22 protein-coding genes are annotated in these 25,564 nt (G+C 52.1%); 17 read left to right on the top strand and 5 right to left on the bottom strand.

The features are described from left to right. Positions 1–269 precede the first annotated feature (269 nt). Positions 270–473 carry a DUF1107 domain-containing protein gene (locus BL249_RS11935; RefSeq protein WP_099704685.1) on the top strand — a complete coding sequence of 68 codons (204 nt, stop codon included), beginning with the start codon at positions 270–272 and terminating at the stop codon, positions 471–473. A gap of 206 nt (positions 474–679) precedes the next feature. On the opposite strand, the gene BL249_RS11930 is transcribed toward BL249_RS11935, so the two are convergent. After that, positions 680–2,005: a hemolysin family protein gene (locus BL249_RS11930; RefSeq protein WP_099704684.1), complete on the bottom strand. Its 1,326-nt coding sequence runs from the start codon at positions 2,003–2,005 to the stop codon at positions 680–682. Between the two features lie 663 nt (positions 2,006–2,668). Here BL249_RS11930 and tamA point away from each other — a divergent pair. Genes tamA through BL249_RS11915 form a run of 3 tightly spaced genes read left to right on the top strand, consistent with a single transcriptional unit; the run spans position 2,669 to position 8,486 of the window. Further along, positions 2,669–4,381: an autotransporter assembly complex protein TamA gene (gene tamA / locus BL249_RS11925; protein WP_199073469.1), complete on the top strand. Its 1,713-nt coding sequence runs from the start codon at positions 2,669–2,671 to the stop codon at positions 4,379–4,381. After that, entirely contained in the window at positions 4,378–8,136 is a 3,759-nt protein-coding gene (tamB, locus tag BL249_RS11920; RefSeq protein WP_099704682.1) for an autotransporter assembly complex protein TamB, read from the top strand. The genes tamA and tamB overlap by 4 nt, the downstream gene beginning before the upstream one ends. A gap of 2 nt (positions 8,137–8,138) precedes the next feature. Further along, entirely contained in the window at positions 8,139–8,486 is a 348-nt protein-coding gene (locus tag BL249_RS11915; RefSeq protein ID WP_099704681.1) for a gamma-glutamylcyclotransferase family protein, read from the top strand. A gap of 108 nt (positions 8,487–8,594) precedes the next feature. Here BL249_RS11915 and BL249_RS11910 read toward each other — a convergent pair whose 3' ends face one another. From BL249_RS11910 to fbp, 3 genes are all read right to left on the bottom strand, one after another. Continuing rightward, positions 8,595–8,978 (bottom strand): lysozyme inhibitor LprI family protein, encoded by a 384-nt coding sequence (locus BL249_RS11910; protein WP_099704680.1) that lies wholly within the window; start codon positions 8,976–8,978, stop codon positions 8,595–8,597. 207 nt (positions 8,979–9,185) lie between these two features. After that, positions 9,186–9,716, bottom strand: a complete 531-nt coding sequence (gene ppa / locus BL249_RS11905; protein WP_099704679.1) for an inorganic diphosphatase — start codon at positions 9,714–9,716, stop codon at positions 9,186–9,188. Between the two features lie 173 nt (positions 9,717–9,889). Beyond that, a complete protein-coding gene (gene fbp / locus BL249_RS11900) occupies positions 9,890–10,888 on the bottom strand; it encodes a class 1 fructose-bisphosphatase (RefSeq protein WP_099704678.1) in 999 nt (332 codons plus the stop codon). Positions 10,889–11,056: 168 nt separating this feature from the next. On the opposite strand from fbp, the gene mpl reads away from it, so the two are divergent. Further along, on the top strand, positions 11,057–12,415 hold the full coding sequence (gene mpl / locus BL249_RS11895) for a UDP-N-acetylmuramate:L-alanyl-gamma-D-glutamyl-meso-diaminopimelate ligase (protein WP_099704677.1): 1,359 nt from the start codon (positions 11,057–11,059) through the stop codon (positions 12,413–12,415). A 9-nt stretch (positions 12,416–12,424) separates the two neighbouring features. Here mpl and yjgA read toward each other — a convergent pair whose 3' ends face one another. Continuing rightward, the gene (gene yjgA / locus BL249_RS11890) at positions 12,425–12,967 is read right to left on the bottom strand and encodes a ribosome biogenesis factor YjgA (protein ID WP_099704676.1); all 543 of its coding nucleotides are present in this window, start codon (positions 12,965–12,967) and stop codon (positions 12,425–12,427) included. Between the two features lie 113 nt (positions 12,968–13,080). On the opposite strand from yjgA, the gene pmbA reads away from it, so the two are divergent. The 12 genes from pmbA (at position 13,081) to BL249_RS11825 (ending at position 25,536) form a co-directional block, all read left to right on the top strand. Then, a complete protein-coding gene (gene pmbA, locus BL249_RS11885) occupies positions 13,081–14,421 on the top strand; it encodes a metalloprotease PmbA (RefSeq protein WP_099704675.1) in 1,341 nt (446 codons plus the stop codon). 486 nt (positions 14,422–14,907) lie between these two features. Further along, positions 14,908–15,243, top strand: coding sequence for a glycine dehydrogenase (locus tag BL249_RS11875; protein ID WP_099704673.1), 336 nt, complete (start codon positions 14,908–14,910; stop codon positions 15,241–15,243). A gap of 73 nt (positions 15,244–15,316) precedes the next feature. Further along, on the top strand, positions 15,317–15,670 hold the full coding sequence (locus BL249_RS11870) for an SFCGS family glycine-rich protein (protein WP_099704672.1): 354 nt from the start codon (positions 15,317–15,319) through the stop codon (positions 15,668–15,670). Next, positions 15,667–15,963 (top strand): DUF4312 family protein, encoded by a 297-nt coding sequence (locus BL249_RS11865; RefSeq protein WP_099704671.1) that lies wholly within the window; start codon positions 15,667–15,669, stop codon positions 15,961–15,963. Before BL249_RS11870 ends, BL249_RS11865 begins: the two co-directional genes overlap by 4 nt. Positions 15,964–16,035: 72 nt before the next feature. Beyond that, positions 16,036–16,812 (top strand): DUF4311 domain-containing protein, encoded by a 777-nt coding sequence (locus tag BL249_RS11860; RefSeq protein WP_099704670.1) that lies wholly within the window; start codon positions 16,036–16,038, stop codon positions 16,810–16,812. Between the two features lie 14 nt (positions 16,813–16,826). After that, on the top strand, positions 16,827–17,471 hold the full coding sequence (locus BL249_RS11855) for a DUF4310 family protein (RefSeq protein WP_099704669.1): 645 nt from the start codon (positions 16,827–16,829) through the stop codon (positions 17,469–17,471). Between the two features lie 72 nt (positions 17,472–17,543). Continuing rightward, positions 17,544–18,677 carry an amidohydrolase/deacetylase family metallohydrolase gene (locus BL249_RS11850; protein ID WP_099704668.1) on the top strand — a complete coding sequence of 378 codons (1,134 nt, stop codon included), beginning with the start codon at positions 17,544–17,546 and terminating at the stop codon, positions 18,675–18,677. Further along, positions 18,661–19,782 carry a DgaE family pyridoxal phosphate-dependent ammonia lyase gene (locus BL249_RS11845; protein WP_099704667.1) on the top strand — a complete coding sequence of 374 codons (1,122 nt, stop codon included), beginning with the start codon at positions 18,661–18,663 and terminating at the stop codon, positions 19,780–19,782. Before BL249_RS11850 ends, BL249_RS11845 begins: the two co-directional genes overlap by 17 nt. Next, positions 19,779–20,519 (top strand): 2-dehydro-3-deoxy-phosphogluconate aldolase, encoded by a 741-nt coding sequence (gene dagF, locus BL249_RS11840; RefSeq protein WP_099704666.1) that lies wholly within the window; start codon positions 19,779–19,781, stop codon positions 20,517–20,519. Before BL249_RS11845 ends, dagF begins: the two co-directional genes overlap by 4 nt. A gap of 629 nt (positions 20,520–21,148) precedes the next feature. After that, on the top strand, positions 21,149–21,604 hold the full coding sequence (locus tag BL249_RS11835) for a type III secretion system chaperone (RefSeq protein ID WP_099704665.1): 456 nt from the start codon (positions 21,149–21,151) through the stop codon (positions 21,602–21,604). After that, positions 21,601–23,364, top strand: a complete 1,764-nt coding sequence (locus BL249_RS11830) for a hypothetical protein (protein WP_099704664.1) — start codon at positions 21,601–21,603, stop codon at positions 23,362–23,364. The genes BL249_RS11835 and BL249_RS11830 overlap by 4 nt, the downstream gene beginning before the upstream one ends. Before the next feature lie 261 nt (positions 23,365–23,625). Beyond that, the gene (locus tag BL249_RS11825; RefSeq protein ID WP_099704663.1) at positions 23,626–25,536 is read left to right on the top strand and encodes a BglG family transcription antiterminator; all 1,911 of its coding nucleotides are present in this window, start codon (positions 23,626–23,628) and stop codon (positions 25,534–25,536) included. Positions 25,537–25,564: the final 28 nt, after the last annotated feature.

Below are 25,564 nucleotides of genomic sequence, written 5' to 3'. Positions count from 1 at the left end.
TTGTAATAATAAACGGGAATACTGAGGTTGTCCTGGCAAGTTGCCTGCTTTGCGGTAGTTAGCACAATTTTGCAACATTTATTGCTCTATACTGCCTGCGGGGTCTCTGGCGAGAGATTCCTCTGTAATGAAATGTAAAAACAGTAAGTTTTATGGCTTTTCGGAACAACGGACGTTCTGCATGTTCTATAGTTATGCTGCTTTCGCTTCCCTGGAGTGCATGCCAAATTGGCAATGCCGGAGCGAGCTTGAATCCGGAGTCAGATATAATGAAAATATTTAAGAAATATAATCCGCTGCAAATCGCCAAGTACGTTAAGACCTTGTTTCGCGGTCGTTTGTATATCCATAACGTCGGTGCTTTTGAATTTGATAAAGGTAAAATTCTTATCCCGCGCGTAAAGGATAAACAGCATCTCTCGGTCATGTCCGAGATAAACCGCCACGTTCTGCGCTTGCAGCTGGAGTGCTAGTCATAAAGCCCTCGCCCTGCGGCGATGCGGTTGAAAACCTCTTCTTCTTACTGACAGGTATTCCGGATCATGGCAATCCGGAATACCTTCTATGCTGGTCGTTTCTGGCAGAGAATTACCACAGTCTGCGGCTCGCGGGCGTGCAATCAACGCCGGGAATGTACGTCGGGATTGAATGATGAAAAGCCATCGTCTCTGTGGCTTCTTTACTCTTCCAGTGCTTTGGGCAGAACGCTGGTTGTTATTGGCCGTGGGTTAATCCGGGTCACCAGCAGCTGATCGATGCGGTAGCTGTCAATATCGACCACTTCAAACTTATAGCCATGAAACTTGACGAAGTCGGTACGTTTGGGGATCTTGCGCAGCATGAACATCATGAAGCCACCAATCGTTTCATAGTTACCGGACTGTGGAAATTCATCAATATCCAGCACGCGCATTACGTCATCGATCGGCGTGCCGCCCTCAATCAGCCATGAGTTTTCATCACGGGTGACGATTTGTTCTTCCATACCCTGACCGACCAGATCACCCATCAGTGTGGTCATCACGTCGTTGAGGGTAATAATGCCAACCACCAGCGCATATTCGTTCATAATGACGGCGAAATCTTCGCCGGCAGCTTTAAAACTTTCCAGCGCTTCGGAGAGCGTCAGGGTGTCCGGTACGATCAGCGCGTTACGAATTTGTACCCCGCTGTTAAGGGTCAGACTCTGGCTGCCCAGCACTCTAAGCAGCAGCTCTTTTGAATCAACGTAGCCGACGACATTATCAATGTTCTCATTACACACCAGAAATTTGGAGTGGGGATAGGAGGCAATTTTGCCTTTCAGGCTGGATTCGTCCTCATGCAGATCGAACCAGATAATGTTTTCACGGGATGTCATCGACGAGGGAACCGTGCGAGATTCCAGTTCGAACACGTTCTCAATCAGCTCATGTTCCTGCTTACGTAATACCCCGGCCAGCGCGCCGGCTTCCACAACGGCGTAGATATCATCGGAGGTGATATCATCTTTACGCACCATCGGAATTTTAAACAGGCGAAAAATCATGTTTGCCAGGCCGTTAAACAGCCAGACCATCGGGCTGAACACCAGCAGGCAAAAGCGCATCGGATTAATGATTTTCAGCGAAATGGCTTCCGGTGAAATCATACCAATACGTTTAGGCGTCAGGTCCGCCAGCAGGATAAACAGGCTGGTCACCAGTACAAACGAGCAGATAAAGCTCAGTTGCTCCGCCAGCTCTGGCGACATAACCCGGACAAACAGGGTGCGAAATGCCGGCGAAAAGGCGGCGTCGCCGACGATACCACCGAGGATTGCCACCGCATTCAGGCCAATCTGCACAACGGTAAAAAAGGTGCCCGGTGATTCCTGCATTTTCAGTACACGCTGGGCGTTAATATTGCCTTCATCGGCCAGTAACTTCAGCTTAATTTTCCGTGCGGCAGCCAGCGAAATTTCTGACAGTGAAAAAAAAGCACTCACTACGATCAATAGCAGTATGACAAGCAAGCTATTTAACATATCCATTCCATCATTCGTAAACTTGTCATCTTTGGCCTGGGCAACTGGAGGTGAAAATCCGGGTGTCTCAGCTATCCGTGCCAAAAATGTCTGCGCCAGTACGACACGCTTTGGCGGTCGGAGCAGAGAGGATTGACAGGTCGCGATTGCAACTTGTGAGCAGATTATAGCCTTGCCGGGGGCGGCTTACAATTGCCGTCGCTGGCAACCACATCCCGGACGCTGCCAGGATTTTATGCAGGCGGCACCGTTATTTATCCTTTTCGCTACAGAATGGCGCTGTCATCGTTATTTTTACCGATAATGTTTCGGGTGAAAATCCCTCTTTTTTCGCCGGCATTGGGCCTGACTGGCTGGAGAGCCGGGGCGTTGCCGCTGGTGTCGGTGGTAAAAATTATCGCAGTCGTTTACCACCCGGCATTGAGAATTGCGTTATCTGCGGTTGTGTCCTGTGGTCACTTTGACCACAATAGGCAACAATATGAGACTTTCTTACCTCACCGGTAGGGTCTTAACAGCAGTAATTTCACTGAGTTATCACCTGTTGTGGCAGCGCTTTTGCCGCACGCCGCTGTAAATTGCGATTTAATGACAAGAAATTCCCTGGTATCAGGGCTGGCGACGATAACAGGAGTAAGCGTGCCACGAATTTATCTGTATTGCATGTTCTGCCTGGCTATGGCGGTTCCGTCGGTGCAGGCGGCCGTCCGGTTACAGGTTGAAGGATTATCCGGCGAATTAGAAAAAAATGTCAGGGCACGCCTTTCCACGATAAGTGGTGATGAAGTCACCGCAGATGGGCGTTTTCGTGCCCGTGTTAGTGAGGCGATCAAACAGGGACTGAAAGCTCTTGGTTACTATCAGCCGACGATCAATTTTCAGCTAAGTCCACCACCGGCAGGGGGTAAGCGCCAGGTGCTGTATGCGCGCGTCAATCCCGGAACCCCGGTGCATATAGCTAAAACTACGGTGATTTTGCGCGGTGGTGCGCGTGACGATGGAGATTTTCAGACGCTGGTCAGCAACGGACAACCGAAACCGGGGACTATCCTTAATCACGGTACTTACGACGGTTTTAAAACCTCGCTGAGTAACCTGGCGCTGCGTAAAGGTTATTTTGATGGCACCTATCTCAGGAGCGAGCTGGGCGTCTCTGTGCCGCTTGATGAAGCGTTCTGGAATATTGATTACGATAGCGGACAACGCTACCGTTTTGGCGATGTCAGATTTACCGGCGGCCAGATTGATCCGCGTTATCTGCAAAATCTGGTGCCGTTTCACCACGGTGACTATTACGATTCAGCCGATCTTGCTGAACTTAATCGCCGGCTGTCGGCCACCGGCTGGTTTAATTCCGTGGTAGTCGCCCCGGAGTTTGAACGCGGTCGTCAAAGTAAAATACTGCCGCTTGAAGGCGTGCTCACGCCTCGCACTAAGAATACCATTGAAACCGGGGTTGGTTACTCAACCGACGTTGGCCCACGGGTAAAAGCGACCTGGAAACGCCCATGGGTGAATTCCCGTGGCCACAGTTTCAGCACCAGCGCCAATATCTCAGCGCCGAAACAACAGCTTGGTTTTAGCTATAAAATTCCATTGCTGAAGAGTCCGCTGGAACAATATTACCTGCTGCAGGGCGGCCTGAAACGAACCGACCTTAACGATACCCGTTCTGATACCACCACGCTGGCGGCATCACGCTACTGGGATGCTGCCAGCGGCTGGCAGCGTGCCATCAATCTGCGCTGGAGTCTGGACCACTTTACCCAGGCTAATGTCACCAATACGACTATGCTGCTTTATCCGGGCGTCAGCGTTAACCGCACCCGTTCGCGTGGCGGCCTGATGCCGACCTGGGGGGACACGCAGCGTTACTCGATTGATGTTTCTGATACCAGCTGGGGATCGGATATCAATTTCGTGGTGCTGCAGGCGCAGAATGTGTGGATTCGCACCCTTGGCGAGAAAAACCGTTTTGTAATCCGTGGCGACCTTGGTTGGATCGAAACCGGCGATTTCGACCGGGTGCCGCCGGACCTGCGCTTTTTTGCCGGTGGCGATCGCAGTATCCGTGGTTACAAATACAAAGGTATTTCCCCGCGCGATGCGGCTGGTAAGCTGACCGGGGCATCTAAACTGGCAACCGGCTCATTTGAATACCAGTACAACCTGACCGGAAAATGGTGGGGGGCGGTATTTATTGATTCTGGCGAAGCGGTGAATGATATCCGGCAGAGTAATTTTAAAACCGGTGCCGGGGTTGGCGTGCGCTGGCAGTCGCCGGTTGGCCCCATCAAGCTGGATATCGCCCGGGCGATTGGTGATGATGAGGAACGTGACGTGCAGTTTTATATCGGTCTGGGGCCTGAACTATGAGGCGATGGAAAAAGGCCCTGATCGGGGTGATGATTTTTTTACTGCTGTTGCTGGCCGGTTTTGCATTTCTGATAGGCACCGCACCGGGATTACATCTGCTATTCAATGCTGCGGGCCGCTGGGTGCCAGGGTTTTCCGTTGAGAACGTTAAGGGAGGCTGGCGTGACCTGACCGTCAGCAACCTGCGTTATGAGATGCCTGGGGTGACGACTTCGGTGGGCCGTTTTCATCTGGCGCTAAACCTCGGCTGCCTGAAACACAGTGCATTTTGTATTAATGATCTGTCGCTCAGCGACGTGGATATCAGCGTTGACAGTAAAAAACTCGCCCCGGCGGCCCCGGCGGCCCCGGAGGCAGAGGAGGAGACGCAAAGCGCGGGCGAAATCAGTACGCCATGGCCACTAACGCTGACCCGTCTGGCGCTGCACAATGTCAATGTTAAGGTTGATGAAACGGCAATCTCACTGGCTGATTTTAGCATTGGCATGGCCTGGCAGGGACGTTCCCTGACGCTGACGCCTGGCCATCTTCAGAGTCTGCTGGTCAGCCTGCCGAAAAACGCCGCCGCACCGCCGCCGGAGAAAAAAGATCCCAACGCCACGCCGTTGGGTGAACAACTCAATGCGCTGTTTGCCGGGCCGTTGTTACCGCCACTGCCTGACTTCCGCTTACCGCTGGATATTGATGTTCAGCAGATTCTGGCTGAGCAGCTGCGTGTTACCGGTGGCAGCGATCTGGCCATCAACCGGCTGGAGATTAAAGCACGAACCAGTGAACGCCATCTGCAGTTAACCACGCTGGATGTTGATTCATCCATGGGACAGGTTAACGCCAGCGGCGAGGCCGAGCTGAGCGGCGACTGGCCGCTGAATCTGACCCTTAACAGCATACTTAACATGGCGCCACTGAAAGGGGAAAAGCTGAAGCTGGTGCTGAGCGGGGCAATGCGAAAACAGACCCGGCTGGCGCTAAATCTGTCTGGTCCACTGGCTGCTACGTTACAGGGACAAACTGAGCTGGCAACGCCGGGGCTGCCGCTGACGCTGGCGTTAAACAGTCCGCATCTGCGCTGGCCGCTGAGTGGTCAGGCGCAATATCAGGTTGATCATTTTGCTTTCAACTTTACCGGTAAAGCCACTGATTATCGCATGGCGTTGAAAGCGGCTGTAAATGGTGCCGGACTACCGCCTGCTAACGTTAATCTGGATGGTAAAGGCAACCTGAATCAGTTTGCGCTGGATAAGCTACACGTTGCCGTTTTACAGGGCAGCGTTGATCTCAAGGCGCTGGTTGACTGGAGCAAGTCAATAAGCTGGCGTAGTGAGCTGACGCTTAACAACATTAATACCGCAAAGCACTATCCGGACTGGCCGGCAAAACTGGACGGCAAAATGACCACGCGCGGCAGCCTGTATGGCGATAGCTGGCAGCTGCGCATGCCGGAGCTGGCGTTAAAAGGCAACGTGAAACAAAACGCGGTGAAGGTGCAGGGGTCCTTGTACGGTAACAGCTACAACCAGTGGGACATTCCGGGCATCAGTATTGCGCTGGGTGCAAACCATATTGATGTTAAAGGTAGCCTTAAACAGACGCTGGCGCTGGATGCCATCATTAATGCGCCGCGGCTGGATAATGCTCTGCCCGGTCTTGGCGGGCACGCGGAAGGTACCCTGAAAGCCCGGGGTTCTTTGCAAAAACCCCAGCTGCTGGCTAATCTGAGCGCCCGTAATCTGCGCTGGCAGCAGCTGAATATTGCCGGTATTAAGCTGGACGGTGATGTGACATCCGGCGATCAGATACAGGGTAAACTGGCTTTGCATATCGGGCAGATCAAACAGGATGCGCTGGAGATTAGCGAACTTAATCTGGAGGCGCAGGGTAACGAAAAACAGCATCGGCTTAACCTGTCGGTTAAGGGGCAACCGGTTTCCGGTCAGCTGGCGCTCAATGGTCACTTTGATCGCCATGCTGAACGCTGGAGCGGGACGCTGAATAATACTTTTTTCAACACACCGGTCGGCGAGTGGCGGCTGACCCGGGCAATAGCACTGGACTATCTCAACAAAAAGCAGACGGTCAGTATCGGCCCGCATTGCTGGCTGAATCCTGACGCTGAACTTTGCGTGCCGCAAACTATTGAAGCCGGGCCGGCTGGGCATGCCCGTATCGATTTAAAACGCTTTGACCTGGCAATGCTAAAGCCCTTTCTTAGCGAAGATACCCGGCTTGCCGGGGTATTTAATGGCTCGGCAAACCTGAGCTGGACGGCAGATGGCGGTCTGCCACAGGGACAGGTTTCGCTAAAAGGCAACGGGGTTAAGGTGACGCAGAATGTTCAGGGTAATCAGCTGCCGGTCGCCTTTGATACCCTGAACCTGAATGCCGCGTTGCGTAATAATCGTGCACAGCTTGACTGGCTGATACATATTGCCAACAACGGGCAGCTGACAGGTAATCTGCAGATTACCGACCCGCAGGGGCGGCGTCAGCTCGGTGGCAACGTTAACATACAGAATCTGTCGCTGGCTCTGCTTAATCCGGCGCTGGCGAAGGGGGAATCAATCAGCGGTACCCTCAACAGTCAGCTACGGCTTGGCGGCAATTTGCAACGTCCGCAGGTGTTTGGTCAGCTGGCGCTGAGGGATGCCCGGGTTGATGCCAGCGTGATGCCTGTTGACCTCAGGAATGCAAATATCACGATGCAGTTTAACGGCATGCGTTCGACGCTGGAAGGGTTATTACAGACAGCAAAAGGCCAGCTCAATCTTAATGGCGATGCTGACTGGAGCAATCTGGCGGCCTGGCGTGCGCGTGTTGCGGCAAAAGGCGACAGAATCCGGGTCATCGTCCCGCCGATGGTGCGGATGGACGTTTCACCGGATCTGGTTTTTGAAGCCACGCCAGATTTACTGAATCTCAATGGCCGGGTGGATATTCCCTGGGCACGGATTTCGGTGCAGGATGTACCGCCGAGCGCGGTGGGCGTGTCGTCTGATGAAGTGCTGCTGGATGAGCATTTGCAGCCAGTCGCGCCGAAAACCACGGCGATCCCAATTAACAGTAACCTGATAATCCATGTGGGTAACGATGTGCGCCTTAATGCTTTTGGACTTAAAGCGAAGCTTAATCGCGATCTTAAACTGGTGCAGGATCGGCGTGGGCTGGGTCTGAATGGCCAGATTAATATCCCTGATGGTCGTTTTCGCGCCTATGGTCAGGATCTGATTATTCGTAAAGGTGAATTGCAGTTTGCCGGGCCGCCTGACCAGCCTTATCTCAACATTGAAGCTATCCGTAATCCGGAAGCCACTGAAAACGATGTTGTAGCGGGACTGCGGGTTACCGGGCTGGCGGATCAGCCGAAAGCGGAAGTGTTTTCAGACCCGGCAATGTCGCAGCAGGAGGCGCTTTCCTATCTTCTGCGTGGCCAGGGGCTTGACAGTAGCGGTGGTGACGGCGCTGTGACTTCCGCTCTGCTGGGCTTAGGCGTTGCCCAGACGGGGCAGGTTATGGGGAAAATCGGTGAAACCTTCGGTGTCAGCAATCTGGCGCTCGATACCACCGGTGTTGGTGACAGTCAGCAGGTTCAGGTCAGTGGTTATGTTCTTCCGGGCTTGCAGGTTAAATACGGTGTTGGCATATTTGATTCTCTGGCAACATTAACATTACGATACCGGCTGATGCCTAAGCTGTATCTTGAAGCGGTCTCTGGTCTCGACCAGGCACTTGATGTGCTCTATCAGTTTGAGTTTTAGCAATGCGAATTATTGTCTACGGTAGTTTACGGCGTGAGCAGGGCAACAGCCACTGGATGACGAATGGGCAATGGCTTGGCGATCATGTGATCGATGGCTATGAGCTCTACAGTCTGGGGCATTATCCGGGCGTGATTAAAGGGACAGGTAACGTCTACTGCGAAGTCTATCGCATTGATGCCACCATGCTGGCAGAGCTCGATGCATTACGCAGTAAGGGGGGAGAGTATAAGCGCGAACTGATCGCCACCCCCTTTGGGTCTGCCTGGCTGTACGTTTATCAGCGGCCGGTAACCGGACGCAAACGCATTGTCAGCGGTGACTGGCTGGCGCGCGATAAAGAGGCTTAAAGGGGCGGCGGGGGCAGCATCGTGACGCTGCACGCCGCAGCAGGCGTCACCTTTGTGATGATAAGGTGATTTACACCGACTGTAACATGCGGCGTTAGCCGCTTTTTTTCACAGCGGGCAGCTGACATCTCCTTCAGGACAATTCAGCATGTTTTTTAGCTCGGAGGTTCGCTGACGGGTTTTATCTCTGAGACAACCAGAGACATTCATTGACCACAGCGAGCCGCCCATTGATTTAAACGTCTGAAAATGACAGTCCGCATCACGGTAGCTAATCCATTTTTTTTGCGCTTGCTGTAGCAGCGTTTTTTGCTTGCCGGAGGTGGATTTCAGGGTTTGTTTATAGACTGAATTCAGTTCATCGTCGGCTTTTTTATACTCTTCACTGGCACATTGATTCATCTCTGACTGGCTGGACGCGTTATCACAATCCACGGCCAGAGCCGGAGTTAAAGGCAGAAATAGCAATGCGGCAACCATCAGCTTTTGCATAATGACTCTCCTCGGGGTTGGAAACAGCATAGGTGATAATTATAAACCCTGGCGCCGCAGGCGATTGGCTGCGTTATGCAACAGATGACAACAGCGGGCCGCCGGGGCGCGGATACTGTTGATGGTTTGATCCTGTGAAAAGCGTCTCCGCCGCCGCAATGGAAAAAAACACCGCGGCAGGCCGCGGTGTTAATCAGAAGCGGGCGGTTATTTTTTTGCCGCGCGCTCAAAAGAGGCGAGGATTTCCGCTTTAGCCGCGGCAGCGTTATCCCAGCCGTCGACTTTTACCCATTTACCCTTTTCCAAATCTTTGTAGTGCTCAAAGAAGTGGGTAATCTGACCGCGCAGCAGTTCTGGCAGATCGTTAACATCTTTAATATGGTCGTACTCTTTCGACAGTTTGCTGTGAGGAACGGCAACCAGTTTGGCGTCTTCACCAGATTCATCGGTCATTTTCAGCACGCCAACCGGGCGGCAACGTACCACTGAACCCGGCTGCAGTGGATAAGGCGTAGGGACCAGCACGTCAACCGGATCGCCGTCCAGAGAAAGGGTGTGGTTGATATAGCCATAGTTGCAGGGATAGAACATGGCGGTAGACATGAAACGGTCAACAAACAGCGCACCGGACGCTTTGTCCACTTCATATTTAATCGGGTCGGCGTTTGCCGGGATTTCAATTACAACGTAGATATCTTCTGGCAGGTCTTTACCCGCAGGCACCTGGTTCAAACTCATGATAAATTCCTTTACGTAGTCTCAAAAGTGACGCTCATTATAGCCAACCCCCCGCCAAACTTTCTTCCCCTTTTTACGTTTTCGGATTGCACCATAAGCCGGGTTAGGGTAACCCCGGCTGCGCCTGGGTAAAATACTCAGGCGGGTTAAGGCGTAATGCTGGCGTCAGGGGCTTAGTTGTCGGGATACTCACGCAGGAAGCGTTCAACATCCTCTACCATGTGCTGATTGCCGACAAAGAATGGACAGCGCTCGTGCAGGGCTTTTGGCTGCAGGTCAAGAATACGGCGCGCGCCGTCGCTGGCTTTTCCGCCAGCCTGCTCTGCCAGAAACGCCATTGGATTGCATTCATACAGCAGACGCAGCTTGCCGGTAGGATGGCTGGCAGTACTGGGATACAGGTAGATGCCACCTTTCAGCAGGTTGCGGTGAAAATCGGCCACCAGCGATCCAATATAACGGGTGGTATAGGGGCGATCGGTGCTCTTATCTTCTTCCTGACAGAATTTCAGATACTTTTTCACCCCTTGCGGAAAGCGAATGTAGTTACCTTCATTAATTGAGTAGGTTTTTCCCTTCGCCGGAAAACGCATTTGTTCCTGACTCAGGCAGAATACGCCAAGGGATGGATCGTAGGTGAACGCGTGTACTCCGCAGCCGGTGGTGTAAACCAGCATGGTGGAAGAACCATAAACCACATAGCCAGCAGCAACCTGTGCGCTGCCGGGCTGCAGGAAATCTTCTTCGGTCACCGGGGTTCCCGGCGGCGTGATGCGACGATAGATAGAAAAAATGGTGCCTACCGAGACATTAACATCAATGTTAGACGAACCGTCCAGTGGGTCCATCAGCACCACGTACTTACCGTTTTCAACGCCTTCAAAGATAACAATTTCGTCTTCTTCTTCTGAGGCAATACCGGCGACAATTCCGCGGGCTTTCAGGGCGGCTTTAAGTTTTTCGTTGGCGAACAAATCGAGCTTCATTTGCTGTTCGCCCTGAATGTTTTCTTCACCATTAGCGCCAAGGATATCCACTAATCCTGCTTTATTGATATCGCGATGGATAATTTTGGCGCCCAGCTTGATAGCGGAAATCAACGCCGTCAGTTCGCCAGTGGCGTGAGGAAAGTCGTGTTGCTTTTCGACGATAAATTCGCCTAACGTTTTCATAACACAATCCCTGAATCTACGGTTGAGGGGCAGCATTGATAACATGCATTAACGTACCCCGGCAGTTTAGCGGATTGAATGACAAAGGCCATAGGCTAAATCCGTTTCTTCATGGTCACGAGAACGCTACACTGTGCGCGAACTTTTTTTTTGAAAATGGATCTTCTTATGCGTATTCATATCCTTGGTATCTGTGGCACTTTCATGGGGGGGCTGGCAATGCTGGCGCGTTCGCTGGGGCATGAGGTTGTTGGTTCAGATGCCAATGTTTACCCCCCCATGAGTACGCTGCTGGAAAATCAAGGTATTGATTTAATTCAGGGTTATGAGGTAAGTCAGCTCGAGCCGGCACCAGATTTAGTTATCATTGGTAACGCCATGACGCGCGGAAATCCCTGCGTTGAAGCGGTGCTTGAGCGTAATATTCCCTATATGTCCGGCCCGCAATGGCTGCATGACTTCGTGCTGCGCGATCGCTGGGTGCTGGCGGTAGCGGGTACCCATGGTAAAACCACCACTGCCGGTATGCTGGCATGGATTTTACAGTCATGCGGCTATCAGCCCGGTTTTATCATTGGCGGGGTGCCGGGTAATTTTGACGTGTCAGCCACTTTAGGAAAAAGCCCATTTTTTGTTATTGAGGCGGACGAATATGACAGCGCTTTTTTTGATAAGCGTTCCAAATTTGTGCATTACTGCCCTCGCACGCTGATTCTGAATAATCTTGAGTTCGATCATGCGGATATTTTTGACGATCTGAAAGCCATTCAGAAGCAATTCCATCATCTGGTGCGTATTGTGCCCGGTCAGGGACAGATCCTGCTGCCGGATAACGATAACAACCTTAAACAGGTTATCGCCATGGGGTGCTGGAGCGAACAGGCGCTGGTAGGGGGTGACCAGGGGCAGTGGCAGGCGAAAAAACTCTCACCGGATGCCGCAGGCTGGCAGGTCTGGCTGCACGGAGAGTGCGTGGGTGAAGTCAACTGGCAACTGGTCGGCGAGCACAATATGCATAATGGCCTGATGGCGATTGCCGCCGCACGTCATATTGGGATTAAACCGGAAGATGCCGCAGCGGCACTCGGCGGGTTTATTAACGCCCGTCGCCGTCTTGAACTGCGGGGAAGCGTTAACAACATCCGGGTTTATGATGATTTTGCCCATCACCCAACTGCCATCCTCGCGACCCTGGCGGCGCTGCGCAGCAAAGTGGGGGGCACCGCGCGCATTCTTGCCGTGCTTGAACCGCGTTCAAACACCATGAAAATGGGCATCAGTAAGAATGAACTGGCGCCGTCACTGGGACGGGCTGATGAAGTCTTTTTGCTGCAGCCACCCAATATTCCCTGGCAGGTTTCTCAGGTTGCCGACCAGTGCATACAGCCGGCACACTGGAGCGCCGATGTTGATGCGCTGGTGGAGATGATCGCCAAAACCGCACAGCCCGGAGACAGTATCCTGGTGATGAGTAACGGCGGTTTTGGCGGTATTCACCAGAAGCTACTGGATCGTCTGGCGCAGTAAGCCGGGCGGTCAGGCTTCCGCCAGCTCGCGCAGATACTGAAAAATCTGCCGGGCGGATTTTGGCGGTTTACTGGCGTTTTTCTCTTTCTGCGCGTTGCGAATCAGGGCGCGCAGCTGCTGGCGGTCGGCGCTGGGGTAGAGTGCCAGTACCTCGGGAATGGCATCGTCTCCCTGATCCACCAGGCGATCGCGCAGCGCTTCCAGTTTATGAAATAGCGCGACCTGCTGATTGTGACGGTTTTTCAGTTTATCCAGTGCCTGGCGGATTGGTTCCACGTCACGCTGACGCAGCATTTTACCAATTAGCTGTACCTGCCGGCGACGTCCCTCTTTCTTAATGCGCTGCGCCAGCCCGATGGCTTCGCGCAACGCTTCATCCAGCGGCAGTTTCTCCAGGCCATTTTTGCCCAGCTCGATCATTTCCACACCAAGCTGTTTCAGTTCTTCTGCGTCGCGTTTAATTTCGCTTTTACTGACCCAGATGATTTCCTCATCTTCGTCCGGACTTTCATCCGGCAGCTCATCGAGCCATTCTTCAGGCTGTTTACTCATTTCTGGCTCCCTAAAAAGAGGCACATGCTAACAGGTTAGCGCGCTACTGCGAAATTGTTCTCTGACTCTGTTAGACTCAGCATTAAGTTTCCGTTTTATTATATGGCAGGCCGATGAAAGTACTCTCACAAGTTACCGAACAGCGCAAGATTCTGGAACAGGCGGTCGCTCAGGCCCTGGAATTCGCAAAGCCGCATACTGACGCAGCGGAAGTTGCCGTGACGAAAAGCACCGGCATTAGCGTCAGCACCCGCTACGGTGAGGTTGAAAACGTGGAGTTCAACAGCGATGGTGCACTGGGCATTACGGTCTATCATCAAAACCGTAAAGGCAGTGCCTCATCGACCGATCTAACGCCACAGGCTATTCAGCGTACTGTACAGGCGGCAATTGATATCGCCCGGTATACCTCGGTGGACCCTTTTGCCGGACCGGCCGATCCGGCACTGCTGGCTTTTGACGCGCCGGATCTCGATCTGTTCCATCCCTGGGAGATCGATCCCGACCAGGCGATTGCCTTCGCCGCTGAGGCAGAACAGACGGCGTTGCAGGCGGACACGCGTATCACTAATACCGAAGGCGGTAGTTTTAACAGCCACGTCGGGGTAAAAGTTTTTGGTAACAGTCACGGCATGCTGCAAGGCTATGCTTCCAGCCGTCATTCCCTTTCCAGCAGCGTGATTGCCGCACAGAATGGTGATATGGAGCGCGATTACGCTTATACCATTGGCCGTGCAATTGGCGATCTCAAATCACCTGCATGGGTCGGTGCTGAATGTGCCAGACGGACGCTGTCTCGCCTGGCGCCACGCAAGTTACCTACCATGAAAGCGCCGGTTATTTTTGCTGCAGAGGTGGCAACCGGGCTGTTTGGTCATCTGGTGGGGGCGATTAGCGGCAGCAGCGTTTACCGTAAAGCCACTTTTTTGCTCGACGATCTCGGCAGGCAAATTTTACCGCAGTGGCTGACGATTGAAGAACAACCCCATTTGTTAAAAGGACTGGCTTCGTCGCCATTTGATAGCGAGGGTGTGCGTACCGGGCGGCGTAATATCGTGGAAAACGGTGTATTGCAAACCTGGCTGTTAACCAGTTATTCGGCGCGTAAGCTGGGATTGAGCAGCACCGGTCATGCTGGTGGCATCCATAACTGGCATATTGCCGGTCAGGGGGAAAGTTTTGACGCGCTGCTGAAAAAAATGGATAAAGGCCTGGTGGTTACTGAGCTGATGGGGCAGGGCGTTAGCGGGATCACTGGCGACTATTCGCGCGGTGCGGCGGGATTCTGGGTGGAAAACGGTGAGATACAGTATCCAGTCAGTGAGATCACCATTGCCGGTAATCTGAAAGCAATGTGGCGCGATATTGTCACCGTCGGCAGTGATATTGAAACCCGCAGTAATATCCAGTGTGGTTCTGTACTGCTGCCAGAGATGAAAATCGCCGGGCAGTAAGCAGGTTTGATATCAGTTCAGTCTGACATTAAGGGCGGCCTTTGGGCCGCCCTTAATGTTAATAACCGGCAACCGTGGCGATGTCCGCGCCCGGTTGCGCGGTCGACGCTACGGCCACCTGGGTAGCGGGCTCCTGACATTATCACTCACGGTTTTTCCTCGCTCTGTTACTCCAGGTATCAATTTTTCGACCACCATCAGTTTTTGTTATTTTTATCATCAAATGCTGACGGGCAATCAAACAATGGCCGGCATCAGATGCACAGACTGTGAATATTCTGGCTAATTTGTGGCTGATCTCCCATTTTTTTGCATTTTTCACGCATGCATTGCGTTTTCTGTGGCCCATATCACCCGACTCCAGATGATTTCCACTTTGAAGTGGAAAAAGTGCGTCTACACAGGCCGTCTGCCTGGCGCTACCTTATCTGAATGACGAATAAATATTGCTGGTACGGCGCCAGTGCTGAGTGAAGAGGTGAAAGCGTGAGTAACGGAGCAGTCGCGGTGGATAGCGCCACGCAGCAGGAAATTCAGATTCTGGCCGGGCGGGTAATGACCCAGATCGCACAATTGTTTAGCGCCAGGGGTATTCAGCCAGATGCGGTGCAACAGCAGATGCTGACCTCTCACGTACGGGCAATGGCCCTGCGTTCGGTTACCGGTGAGGCGTTGCCGGAAGTGGAAGCCGGGCTGTTTGAGGATATTTCGTCGGATTCGATGCAGCTGGCCCAGCAGGTGGTCGATTTGTTTGGCAATCTGCCGCTGGAAGAAACCTGGCTGCTGTCGGTGCATTTTGAAGTGGCGAAAAACGCAGAGTAGTTTTTGTGCGGCGGGTAGCCCGCCGTTAATGAGAGTGACACCAGATTCAGTTCAACAGGCTAAGGAGCATCACATGGTAACGGTAGTCATCGGCGATCGGTTAGGTAAAGGACAGAAGGTTGCAGCTGGCATTGAAAAGGCGGGTGGTAAGGCCATTGTGGTGCCTGGCGTGGCGGCAGATATGAAGCTGGGGGATGTGATGAAAGCGGAAAACGCAGACTTTGGTATCTCTTTTTGCGGCAGCGGCGGCGCCGGAGCAATTACGGCACAGAACAAACATGGTTACAAAGCCCGGCACGGCATGCGCTCAATTGATGAAGGCGTCACCGCGATTAACGAAGGCGCTAACGTACTCGGCTTTGGCTTTATGGATAAAGAGGAGCTGGGTGAACGACTGGTTCAGGCATGGAATAAAAAATACCCATGAAAGAGCAATTCACCACCCGGGTCACCGTCAGCGGACATGGCGACAGTAAAGCCAAAGCGTTCGCCGACGCGCTGAGTCGGGTACAGAGTAGCGTACTGAAATCGAGCAATAAAGTACTGTTGCGTATTGAACCTCAGGAGGTCAGGGTTCTGCGCGCGCAGCAACGCGTCACCAGCGAGAAATTTCTGTTTCTCTTTCTGGCGCGGCAGCGACGTCATTACAGCGTTGAGCTGGAGGTGACCGTCAACGTGAGCGCAATTGATACCGATAACGTTGAATTCGCCACGCAATGACCGTTCCTGGCAGTCAGCGGGAACTATAACCACAACTTAAAAACGTTGGCGCAAGCCTGAAAGGATAGACTGATGTTTTTAATTATTTTATTTAAGTCGCTTATTATCGGCGGCCTGGTCGGTGTTGGCGTGGGTGCAGGCGCTGCACGCATGTTTCATGCACCGACTACCCAGGGAATGGGGGCATTTCGTACCCTCGGTGAACTGAACTCGTGCGAAGGCGACCCGGCTTCTCACTTCTCTTTTGGTCTCGGCTTTTTCTTTAATGCCTGGGCGTCATCTGTTGCCGCTGGCTCCTTCACTCAGGACGTTGACCATCGCATTATTCCGAACTGGGGCGCGGCGGCGCTGATGGTAAAGAATCGCAACGTTGCTGAAACCTTGCACAATCCGAAAAAAATGGCGCTGGTCTGTGGCCTGATTGGCATGGTGGTGGTGGCATTTCTTAACAGTACTGCATCGGCCGTGCCGGCGGCGCTTCAGGTGACCGCGGTTAAAGTGCTGGTGCCTGCCGCCAACCTGCTGGTAAACACCGTGATGCCGGTGATTTTCTGGCTGGCGGCTATTGATGCCGGCAGGAAGTCAGGCTTCTGGGCCACGATTTTCGGCGGTCTGGCGCAATTGATTATGGGCAATGCGGTACCGGGGCTGGTGCTGGGGATTTTGATTGGCAAAGGCGTCGAGGAGAGTGGCTGGCACAAAGTGACCAAAGTCATGATGTTCGCCATCGTGCTGCTGTTTGTGCTGAGCGGGTTCTTCCGCGGTTTCGATATGAAAGCGTTGCAGTCCTTCCAGCTGGGTGTGCCGGGCTGGCTGAATATGATCCACAACGCGTTGAGCGGCAAATAACGAGGATAAGCAAAATGGAAGAGTCGAAAAGCGGATTCTGGTATGCCGACTGGTCTTTCCCGATCTTTGTTGGTTTGCTGTCAGCCGGTGTGTTTGCGGGTACTCATATGTATTACACCTATGGTATCGGCGCGTTTAACGAAGTGGCTTTTGTGTCTATGCTGCGTTCGGGGATTGATACCGGCGTATATGGCGCCGTTGCCGCCTTCGGTGCCAGCTTTTTGTTCGCCCGCATTATTGAAGGTTCGCTGGTGGGTATCCTGGATATTGGCGGGGCAATCCAGACCGGTGTCGGTCTTGGCGTTCCCGCTCTGTTCCTGGGTTCCGGCATTATTTTCCCGGTATCAAACTTTGCCGCTTCGCTGGTTACCGGCCTGATTCTCGGTCTGGCAATTGGTTATCTGATTATCCTGGCGCGTAAGTTCACCATTGGCCAGAGTGATTCAACCTATGGTGCCGACGTGATGATGGGGGCCGGTAACGCATCGGGCCGTTTTCTTGGCCCGCTGATTATTCTCTCTGCTATGACCGCTTCGATTCCCATTGGGTTGGGGTCGCTGGCCGGGGCGCTACTGTTTTATCTGTGGAATAAACCTATCACCGGTGGCGCTATCCTTGGTGCAATGGTGCTGGGGGCCATCTTTCCGGTGGCATTGTAAGCTGAACCGGTCTGGCGCTGGCCGGGCCGGTTAAACCGGCGCTAATTGCGCCGGAAAATTCAGGAGTAACCGATGTTTGATCTGATTATTCGCCGCGCTCGTCTGCCGGATGAAACTCTGGTTGATATCGCCGTCAGCGCCGGGAAAATTGCCGCCATCGGCAGCGTCAACGGCAAGGCGCACGAAGAGCGCGACCTGGGTGGCCGCAGGTATCTCAGCGCGGGGTGGATCGATTCCCATGTACATTGCTATGCCAAATCCCCCATTTATCATGACGAGCCGGACAAGATCGGGGTGGCACACGGGGTGACCACGGTTATTGATGCCGGCAGTACCGGTGCCGATGAGGTCGATGACTTTTACCAGATTACCCGCAGTGCCACTACCCAGGTTTACGCCTTGCTTAACATTTCGCGTACCGGGCTGGTAGTGCAGCATGAGCTGGCGGATATGAACCACCTGGATAAGGCTGCGGTATGTGATGCGGTACAGCGTTTACCCGACTTTCTGCTGGGGATTAAAGCGCGGATGAGCAGCAGCGTGGTGGGGGCTAATGGTATCAAACCGCTGGTGCGAGCCAAAGAAATTCAGCAGGCCATCGGTGGTTTACCGCTGATGGTTCATGTGGGTAATAATCCGCCGGATCTTGATGAGATAGCCGGGCTGCTAACCAGCGGTGACATTATTACTCACTGTTATAACGGCAAGCCTAATCGCATTCTGACGCCAGCCGGCGAGCTGCGTGCGGCGGTTAAGCGCGCGATAGAACGCGGTGTGCGGCTGGATGTCGGTCATGGCAGTGCCAGTTTTAGTTTTGCCGTGGCACGGGCCGCTATCTCACAGGGTATTTTGCCTGACAGCATCAGTTCGGATATTTATTGCCGTAACCGTCTTAACGGGCCGGTTTATGGTCTGGCGGCAGTGATGTCGAAATTTTTTAATCTTGGCATGACGTTACCGCAAATTATTGATTGTGTTACCCGCAAGGCGGCAGAAGGATTGCGGCTGCGCGACAAAGGCTGTCTGGAAGTGGGCAAAGACGCCGATTTCACTATTTTTACGCTCAGTGAAGAATCCCGCCCGCTGGTGGATGCCGAGGGTATCAGCGAAACGGGCGCTACACATTTCACCCCTCTGGCTGCGGTGGTGGCCGGTGAGTGGGTGACGACGGATCAAGGGAAAGCTAACCATGTCTTCAGTTTATGAAAAATATGGCCTGAAACAGGTCATTAATGCATCCGGTCGTATGACCATTCTGGGGGTGTCAACCCCGGCAGCCGGAGTAGTTGAAAGCGTTAACACCGGCCTGAATCACTATTTTGAAATGAAAGATCTGGTCAACAAGACCGGGGCGTATATTGCCCGCTTGCTGGGTACAGAAGACGCTGTGGTGGTTTCCTGCGCTTCTGCTGGCGTGGCGCAATCGGTGGCGGCGGTGATTGTTCAGGATAACGACTGGCTACTGGAAAATCTGCATGCGGCCCCGCTGACCGTGCCGCATGAGATTGTTCTGCCTCGTGGCCATAATGTGAATTTTGGCGCGCCGGTAGGCACTATGGTGGCTTTAGGTGGTGGTCGGCTGGTGGAAGCGGGCTATGCCAACGAATGTTCACCCGGGCAGCTGGCGGCGGCTATCACACCGCAAACGGCGGCAATCCTGTATATCAAGTCGCACCATTGCGTGCAGAAAAGCCACCTCAGCGTGGAGCAGGCGGCGAAGGTCGCCCGTCAGCATAAGGTGCCACTGATTGTCGATGCCGCGGCGGAAGAAGATTTGCAATGCTACTACCAGTATGGTGCCGACCTGGTGATATACAGCGGCGCCAAAGCGATTGAAGGGCCTACCAGCGGACTGGTGGTTGGACGTCAGCCTTATGTTAACTGGGTTAAGCGACAAAGCGGCGGTATTGGCCGGGCCATGAAGGCCGGTAAAGAGAGCATTCTGGGGCTGACCTGGGCGATTGAAAACTATCTGACCCAGGCGAAGGTGACCGGCGCGCAGATGGTGGAAAAAATGACGCCCTTTATTGACAGCCTTAATACCCTTGATGGCGTGCAGGGCAGGGTGGTATGGGACAGCGCCGGACGCGATATCGCTCGCAGCGAAATCCATTTTGATGAAGCGACAATCGGTCTGACCACCAGTGAACTGGTCGGGCGTCTGCGTGACGGCGATATCGCTATTTATTTTCGCGGTTATAAAGCGAATGAGGGGATTGTTGAGGTGGATGTGCGCAGCGTGAGCGCTGAGCAACTGGCTATTATTTATCGTCGTATACGCACGCTGCTACAGGGAGAAAAAACCGCATGAAGCTAACGCCAAATTTTTATCAGGATCGGGTTTGTCTTAACGTACTGGCTGGTTCTAAAACCAATGCCCGCGAAATCTGGCAGGCTGCTGAAGGCTACGTACTGGTTGGGGTGTTGTCGAAAAATTATGACAGTATCGATAGCGCGGTCAGTGATATGCGCGAATACGCGGCACTGATTGATAATGCGCTGTCGGTGGGGCTGGGGGCCGGCGATCCGCGTCAGTCGGCGATGGTCAGTGCAATTTCGGCCAGCTTACAGCCGCAGCATGTTAATCAGGTGTTTACCGGCGTCGGCGCCAGCCGCGCGTTACTGGGACAAAATGACACCGTGGTTAATGGTCTGGTTTCGCCGACCGGGCGCGTCGGCCAGGTCAAAATTTCCACCGGTCCGCTGAGCAGTGCTGCCAGTGACGCCATTGTGCCAATAGCAACGGCCATCGCTTTATTGAAGGATATGGGGGGCAGTTCGGTGAAATATTTTCCGATGGGGGGGCTTGACGCCGCAGACGAATTTCGCGCGGTGGCGCAGGCCTGTGCTGCTAATGACTTCTGGCTGGAGCCGACCGGTGGCATCGACCTGCAAAACTATGAGGCGATACTCACCATTGCGCTGGAGGCGGGTGTCAGCAAAATTATTCCGCACATTTACAGCTCAATTATTGATAAGGCAAGCGGTAATACCCGGCCTGATGATGTTGCGGCGCTACTGGCAATGACAAAGAAATTAGTTGCATAATCCTTTTTACGGCGGGCTCAGGCCCGCTTTTTTCTTCGCGCTAATCACAACGCGAGGTAAAAACGTGTAAAAAATGCGCTTGCTGCTACTGAATATGCCCTGCCGGCCGCTCTGGCTGATCTGGACCCGGTTTTCCTGGTCTGGCATTTATAATGGTACTGTTGTAAAGTTTTGTTGAAAGATGATTTTTCTGGCACATTGAGCCGACATTTCAATTCAAAACATCACAAATATAGTGGCGACAACAGCACTGTTTTTTTCTGCAAGAATAAAACTTTGTCACAGTGTGATAAAAACTGTACTAAAGCACAGGTCAGATAATACTTAAGCATAAATTACAAATTAACTTCCTCTGGTTATAATTCCTACGCGTTGTTTAAGCGAAAAACATTTCCTTATGTTCAGATCGCCAAAACAGCAAACACCAGGATGATTCGGTAATAGCAAATGGAGATAAAGCTACTGCTGATTGGCGTTCAATTAATGGAATCCACCGAACAGCCCTTGAGCCTCTGGCTGCCTTAATTAATGGCAACATCATTTTTCTAATTTGTTGCTATTAACACTACTCTCTCCCATTTGAGTCATTGCCGAACTAATAAATAAATAGACTCACCAGAGATAATTAGATGACTTTTTTAGAAATCCTTAAATTAATTAATACTGATGCACATTTTGATACCCAGGCCGCAGTCGAGAGTGGTGGGTGTACAATATGTTTTGATGATCATATAGAGATTACTTTTGAAAATCATGAAAACCATCTGTATCTTTTTTCACCGGTAATGCAGGTTACGCAACCACTATCACCAGAATTTTTCTCCTCTCTTCTGCAGATGCAGTTATTTGGTATTGCCACTAATCGCTGTTGGTTTGGCTATGATGCAGGCGGTCAACGTGTCATTCTTTTTTGTTTGATAGAATTATCGACACAAACGGCTGATGCCTCCCTGAAGCGTATTGAAATATTGGTAGAACAGGTTCGATACTGGAAGGAAAACTTACCTCAAATAGCTCAGGCAACGCAGAATCAGTTACTGGATTATTCTTTAACCCCAAATTTTAAGAAGAGTTTCCCGCTATGAATAATGTTTCCTCAACCAAACTCTTTTTTCAGTTTTTGACGTACAGTTGCCTGGATAACAGCAGCAAACTGGATAAATGCGTAAGTTATATTAGTCGGGGCAGCATTACACGGGACAGCCTTGCTAAAAATATCATTTCAAGTACGGTTTCCCTGGCGCAGAACTATGCAATCAGTAACCAGGTTTTCGGTGAAAATAGTGCAAAAATAGTAGAGCTTGGCAGATCGACGTTTTTCGATAATACCCGGGCACAGGCTGAAAACGGTTTAGGCCCCCTGGTCGAACTCATTTTACAATCTAAAGGAATGAGTGAATCTGCATGTAATATTGCAACAACGTTGGCCCAGTATCTTGGCCCGATGTTAACCCAGGACCATTGTGCTGAACGCATATTAGCCGCATTAACTAAATTTGATGGCGGTGAAAATGTGATTAAATTAGCGTTACGTAATACGCTATCCGGCGTCTGTGGGCAAAAAGTGGAGAAATGGATTTCCAACACATTCATGTCAGTCCTAAAACGCGCCATACTTGACAGACCTGAATATCGTGAAAGCACCTGGGCACAGCATATCGTCGCGTGGAAGCTCTATCAGACATTAAACCCCGATTCCAGGGTTGCGCCACCTGGCATGTTATTGCAGACGGTTGATTTTGTGGTAAACCAGACTCCTGGCATGGTGAGCACTGTCTACCAACAGCTCGACAATATTCAACAATATCTGCAGATTCCGTATGCCGAACAGATGGCTTCAACCGCTTTCGAGAAGAGTAGTGTCAGCGACTTAGCCGTTCCGGAAGATATCTCATGTAAAGATTTTGCCCGGGTTGTTGTGATGGGACATACCACAAACCAAAATGCTATTGTGAACCAAAATATTGATTTATTGCCGCAGGGTATTCGTCAGGCCCTGCATCAGGAGGCTGAAAAAGTCAGAGCTTTACTGACACGGCTGCCTGGACAAGAGATTAAAGTTGAGCAGACCTGGTCTGGTGGTATCAATGCCGTTTCTGTGGAGCAAAGCGGTTCGTTTCCCGCACCCGCTGAATTACAAAGTTTTATAAATACGCAATTGCAGGCGCCTGCACATCACCCGGAGACCAGCGGTACTGTGGTGGCAGACGGAGAGTTTATTGAGTCGTTGAAAAAAGGGATTGACCTTAAAATCGATAACAGTCATCTGAGCTATGGCCAGAGGCTATTTGATATGGGGAATCAATTTATTACGCTATATACCCGCAGCTGGGGGGAAGGAACGGGGTTATCGCCACTGAAACAGCAGCAGTTAGAGCAATTATCCTTGATGGTAGAAAATAACCCAATGAGCATGCTGGCTTTGAGCCGTTATTTGATCCCTGATAGCGTCGCCTCGCGTTTCCAGCAAATCATTTTTAGCCAGTTTGCACATAAGGAGCCGAATCTTATCCATGTTGATAATGTATGGATGAAGGTCGGAAAGCCAGAGGTCAGTTTTGAAGTGAAAAAGGATCAGGGTGTTGATATTGCAGTTAATCTGAAATGGCCGGTGACTGAGTTTGGCGACGATATCAGCAACCTGTCACCCTCGTCATATAAGCAAAGTTATCTTTCGTCCAGGGTCGATATTAATATGCTTTTTAATTCCCATGGTCTTGAAAAAGAACAAATCACTATTGCTGATACACATCTATTGCTCAAGGATAGATTAGTCTTCACTTCCTTGCGTGAAGATGACGTTGGGCACAGTGGTGAATGGGGTACGCTGGCGGCAGCAACCTGACGCTGTTGCAAATGGTTGATGATGATAAACTGGTCGCCACCTTTGCTGAGACCGCCATCCAGTCCGCGTGCGGCCAGTTGCGAAAGACGGTTGGCCCGGTGAGGGGGTAATCATCATCAGGATAGCGGCCCGGCCCGGCAGTAAAAGCCGCAGGCCACGCGGCATTAACGCCGGGTAGCGGGCCGCGTTACTCAGGTTTCTTTTCCGTGCTGGCAGGGAAAAGGCAGGATGGAGTTAATTTAATCAACGGTGGACTATCGGGTGAGATTTCCTAACCAGCGCCTGGCTCAACTGTTTGAAATGCTGCAAAATGAAACGCTGCCCCAGGAAGAACTGGCGCGGCGTTTCGCCGTTTCAACCCGCACGGTACGTACTGATATCAGCGCACTGAATATGCTGCTGGCCGGACACGGCGTTCAGCTGGTATTGATCCGTGGCGAAGGTTATCAGATTAAAATTGAGGATGCCGACCGTTACCGTCGCCTGCAGGCCGAACAGCCGGCGCAGTTACGCGTCCCGCGGACTTCGGCTGAACGGGTTAATTATCTGCTTATCCGTTTTCTGACCTCGGCTTTTTCGCTCAAACTGGAAGACCTGGCTGACGAATGGCTGGTGAGCCGGGCAACGTTACAAAACGATATGGCCGGGGTGAGGGAAACGCTGGCAGCTTATCAGCTGGCGATTGAAACCAAGCCGCGTTACGGCATGAAGCTTTTTGGCAGCGAACTGGCTATCCGTACCTGTCTGACTGACCTGCTCTATGACATCGCGCTGGGTGATAGCGACAATCCGCTGTTAAATCAGGAGGCGCTGAATCGCGGGATGCTGGTTAAGCTGGCGCCATTATTACAGGACTGTTTCAGCCGTTTCGGTATCCGGATGAGTGATGACAGCGAGCGCTATCTGCGGCTCTATTGTGCCGTCGCCGTGCGACGTATCAGTGAAGGCTATCCGCTCCACGATTTTTTTGCTGAAGATGTCGACGATGACGTGCGTGAAGCGGCGCGCCACATTATCAATTTGCTGCGACCACTATGCGGCAAAGCTGTTTCGCCGGCCGAAGAGGCCTATTTAAGGGTAAACATTGCTGCCCGGCGCATTGAGGTACTGGCGCCAAGCGCAATCAATGCCGATGATAGCGAGCAGCTGGTGGACTATATCCTCAGCTACATCAATCTTCACTACAATTACAATCTGCAAAACGATCCCCAGCTGCGGGCAGACCTGCTGACGCACATTAAAACCATGATCACCCGGGTACGCTACCAGATTACGCTTCCTAATCCGCTGCTCAGCAACATCAAACAGCATTATCCGATGGCGTGGGATGTTACGCTGGCCGCTGTCAGTCACTGGGGAAAGTACAGTCCCTATGTGATTAATGAAAACGAAGTGGGTTTCCTGGTACTGCATATTGGCGTTGGTCTTGAACGCCATTATAACGTGGGATATCAGCGGCATCCGCAGGTACTGCTGGTGTGTGATACCGGCAACTCGACGCTGCGTATGATTCAGGCGATGCTGCTGCGTAAATACCCGCAGATTGTGGTTGAGGCTATTGTATCGCAGCGTGATTATGAGCAGATGGGTGAGATTGCCGCAGATTTTGTCATTTCAACGGTGCGGATTAGCGAAAAAGAGAAGCCAGTGGTACTGATATCGCCTTTTCCCACCGACTATCAGCTGGAGCAGATTGGCAAACTGGTGCTGATCGATCGCACCCGGCCCTATATGTTGTCCCGTTATTTCGATGCCGATCATTTTTGTATCATTGACCAGCCCGTTGACCGTACTACGCTGTTTCAGCGATTGTGCCGCCAGCTGGAACAGGAGGGCATTGTTGACGCAACGTTTTACTCTTCGGTGGAAGAACGTGAATCAATTGTCAGTACCCTGCTCGGTGATGGCATCGCCCTGCCGCACTCGCTGGGGCTACAGGCGCGGAAAACCGCGGTATTTACCGTGCTGGCTCCGCAAGGTATCCCGTGGGGCGATGAGGTAGCTTATGTTGTCTTTCTGCTGGCTATCAGCAAAGAGGATTACGAAGAAGCCATGGCAATTTACGATTTATTCGTAACGTTTTTGCGCGAGCGCGCCATGCCGCGTTTGCGCGATTGTGGTGATTTTAGCCGTTTTAAAGCGGTGGCGATGGATTGCCTGAGCCGGTTATAGAAGGCCTCCCTGGATAGGGAGGCGCAGG

It is taken from the genome of Erwinia sp. OLFS4 (assembly GCF_002752165.1).
Classification (GTDB): domain Bacteria; phylum Pseudomonadota; class Gammaproteobacteria; order Enterobacterales; family Enterobacteriaceae; genus Izhakiella.
Note: the sequence above shows the minus strand (reverse complement) of the source record. Positions and strands in the feature narration are given on the sequence as shown.

Coding starts and splice junctions, on each gene's coding strand:
- BL249_RS11935 (WP_099704685.1), top strand. CDS start 270: ATGAAAATATTTAAGAAATATAATCCGCTGCAAATCGCCAAGTACGTT.
- BL249_RS11930 (WP_099704684.1), bottom strand. CDS start 2,005: ATGTTAAATAGCTTGCTTGTCATACTGCTATTGATCGTAGTGAGTGCT.
- tamA (WP_199073469.1), top strand. CDS start 2,669: ATGTTCTGCCTGGCTATGGCGGTTCCGTCGGTGCAGGCGGCCGTCCGG.
- tamB (WP_099704682.1), top strand. CDS start 4,378: ATGAGGCGATGGAAAAAGGCCCTGATCGGGGTGATGATTTTTTTACTG.
- BL249_RS11915 (WP_099704681.1), top strand. CDS start 8,139: ATGCGAATTATTGTCTACGGTAGTTTACGGCGTGAGCAGGGCAACAGC.
- BL249_RS11910 (WP_099704680.1), bottom strand. CDS start 8,978: ATGCAAAAGCTGATGGTTGCCGCATTGCTATTTCTGCCTTTAACTCCG.
- ppa (WP_099704679.1), bottom strand. CDS start 9,716: ATGAGTTTGAACCAGGTGCCTGCGGGTAAAGACCTGCCAGAAGATATC.
- fbp (WP_099704678.1), bottom strand. CDS start 10,888: ATGAAAACGTTAGGCGAATTTATCGTCGAAAAGCAACACGACTTTCCT.
- mpl (WP_099704677.1), top strand. CDS start 11,057: ATGCGTATTCATATCCTTGGTATCTGTGGCACTTTCATGGGGGGGCTG.
- yjgA (WP_099704676.1), bottom strand. CDS start 12,967: ATGAGTAAACAGCCTGAAGAATGGCTCGATGAGCTGCCGGATGAAAGT.
- pmbA (WP_099704675.1), top strand. CDS start 13,081: ATGAAAGTACTCTCACAAGTTACCGAACAGCGCAAGATTCTGGAACAG.
- BL249_RS11870 (WP_099704672.1), top strand. CDS start 15,317: ATGGTAACGGTAGTCATCGGCGATCGGTTAGGTAAAGGACAGAAGGTT.
- BL249_RS11865 (WP_099704671.1), top strand. CDS start 15,667: ATGAAAGAGCAATTCACCACCCGGGTCACCGTCAGCGGACATGGCGAC.
- BL249_RS11860 (WP_099704670.1), top strand. CDS start 16,036: ATGTTTTTAATTATTTTATTTAAGTCGCTTATTATCGGCGGCCTGGTC.
- BL249_RS11855 (WP_099704669.1), top strand. CDS start 16,827: ATGGAAGAGTCGAAAAGCGGATTCTGGTATGCCGACTGGTCTTTCCCG.
- BL249_RS11850 (WP_099704668.1), top strand. CDS start 17,544: ATGTTTGATCTGATTATTCGCCGCGCTCGTCTGCCGGATGAAACTCTG.
- BL249_RS11845 (WP_099704667.1), top strand. CDS start 18,661: ATGTCTTCAGTTTATGAAAAATATGGCCTGAAACAGGTCATTAATGCA.
- dagF (WP_099704666.1), top strand. CDS start 19,779: ATGAAGCTAACGCCAAATTTTTATCAGGATCGGGTTTGTCTTAACGTA.
- BL249_RS11835 (WP_099704665.1), top strand. CDS start 21,149: ATGACTTTTTTAGAAATCCTTAAATTAATTAATACTGATGCACATTTT.
- BL249_RS11830 (WP_099704664.1), top strand. CDS start 21,601: ATGAATAATGTTTCCTCAACCAAACTCTTTTTTCAGTTTTTGACGTAC.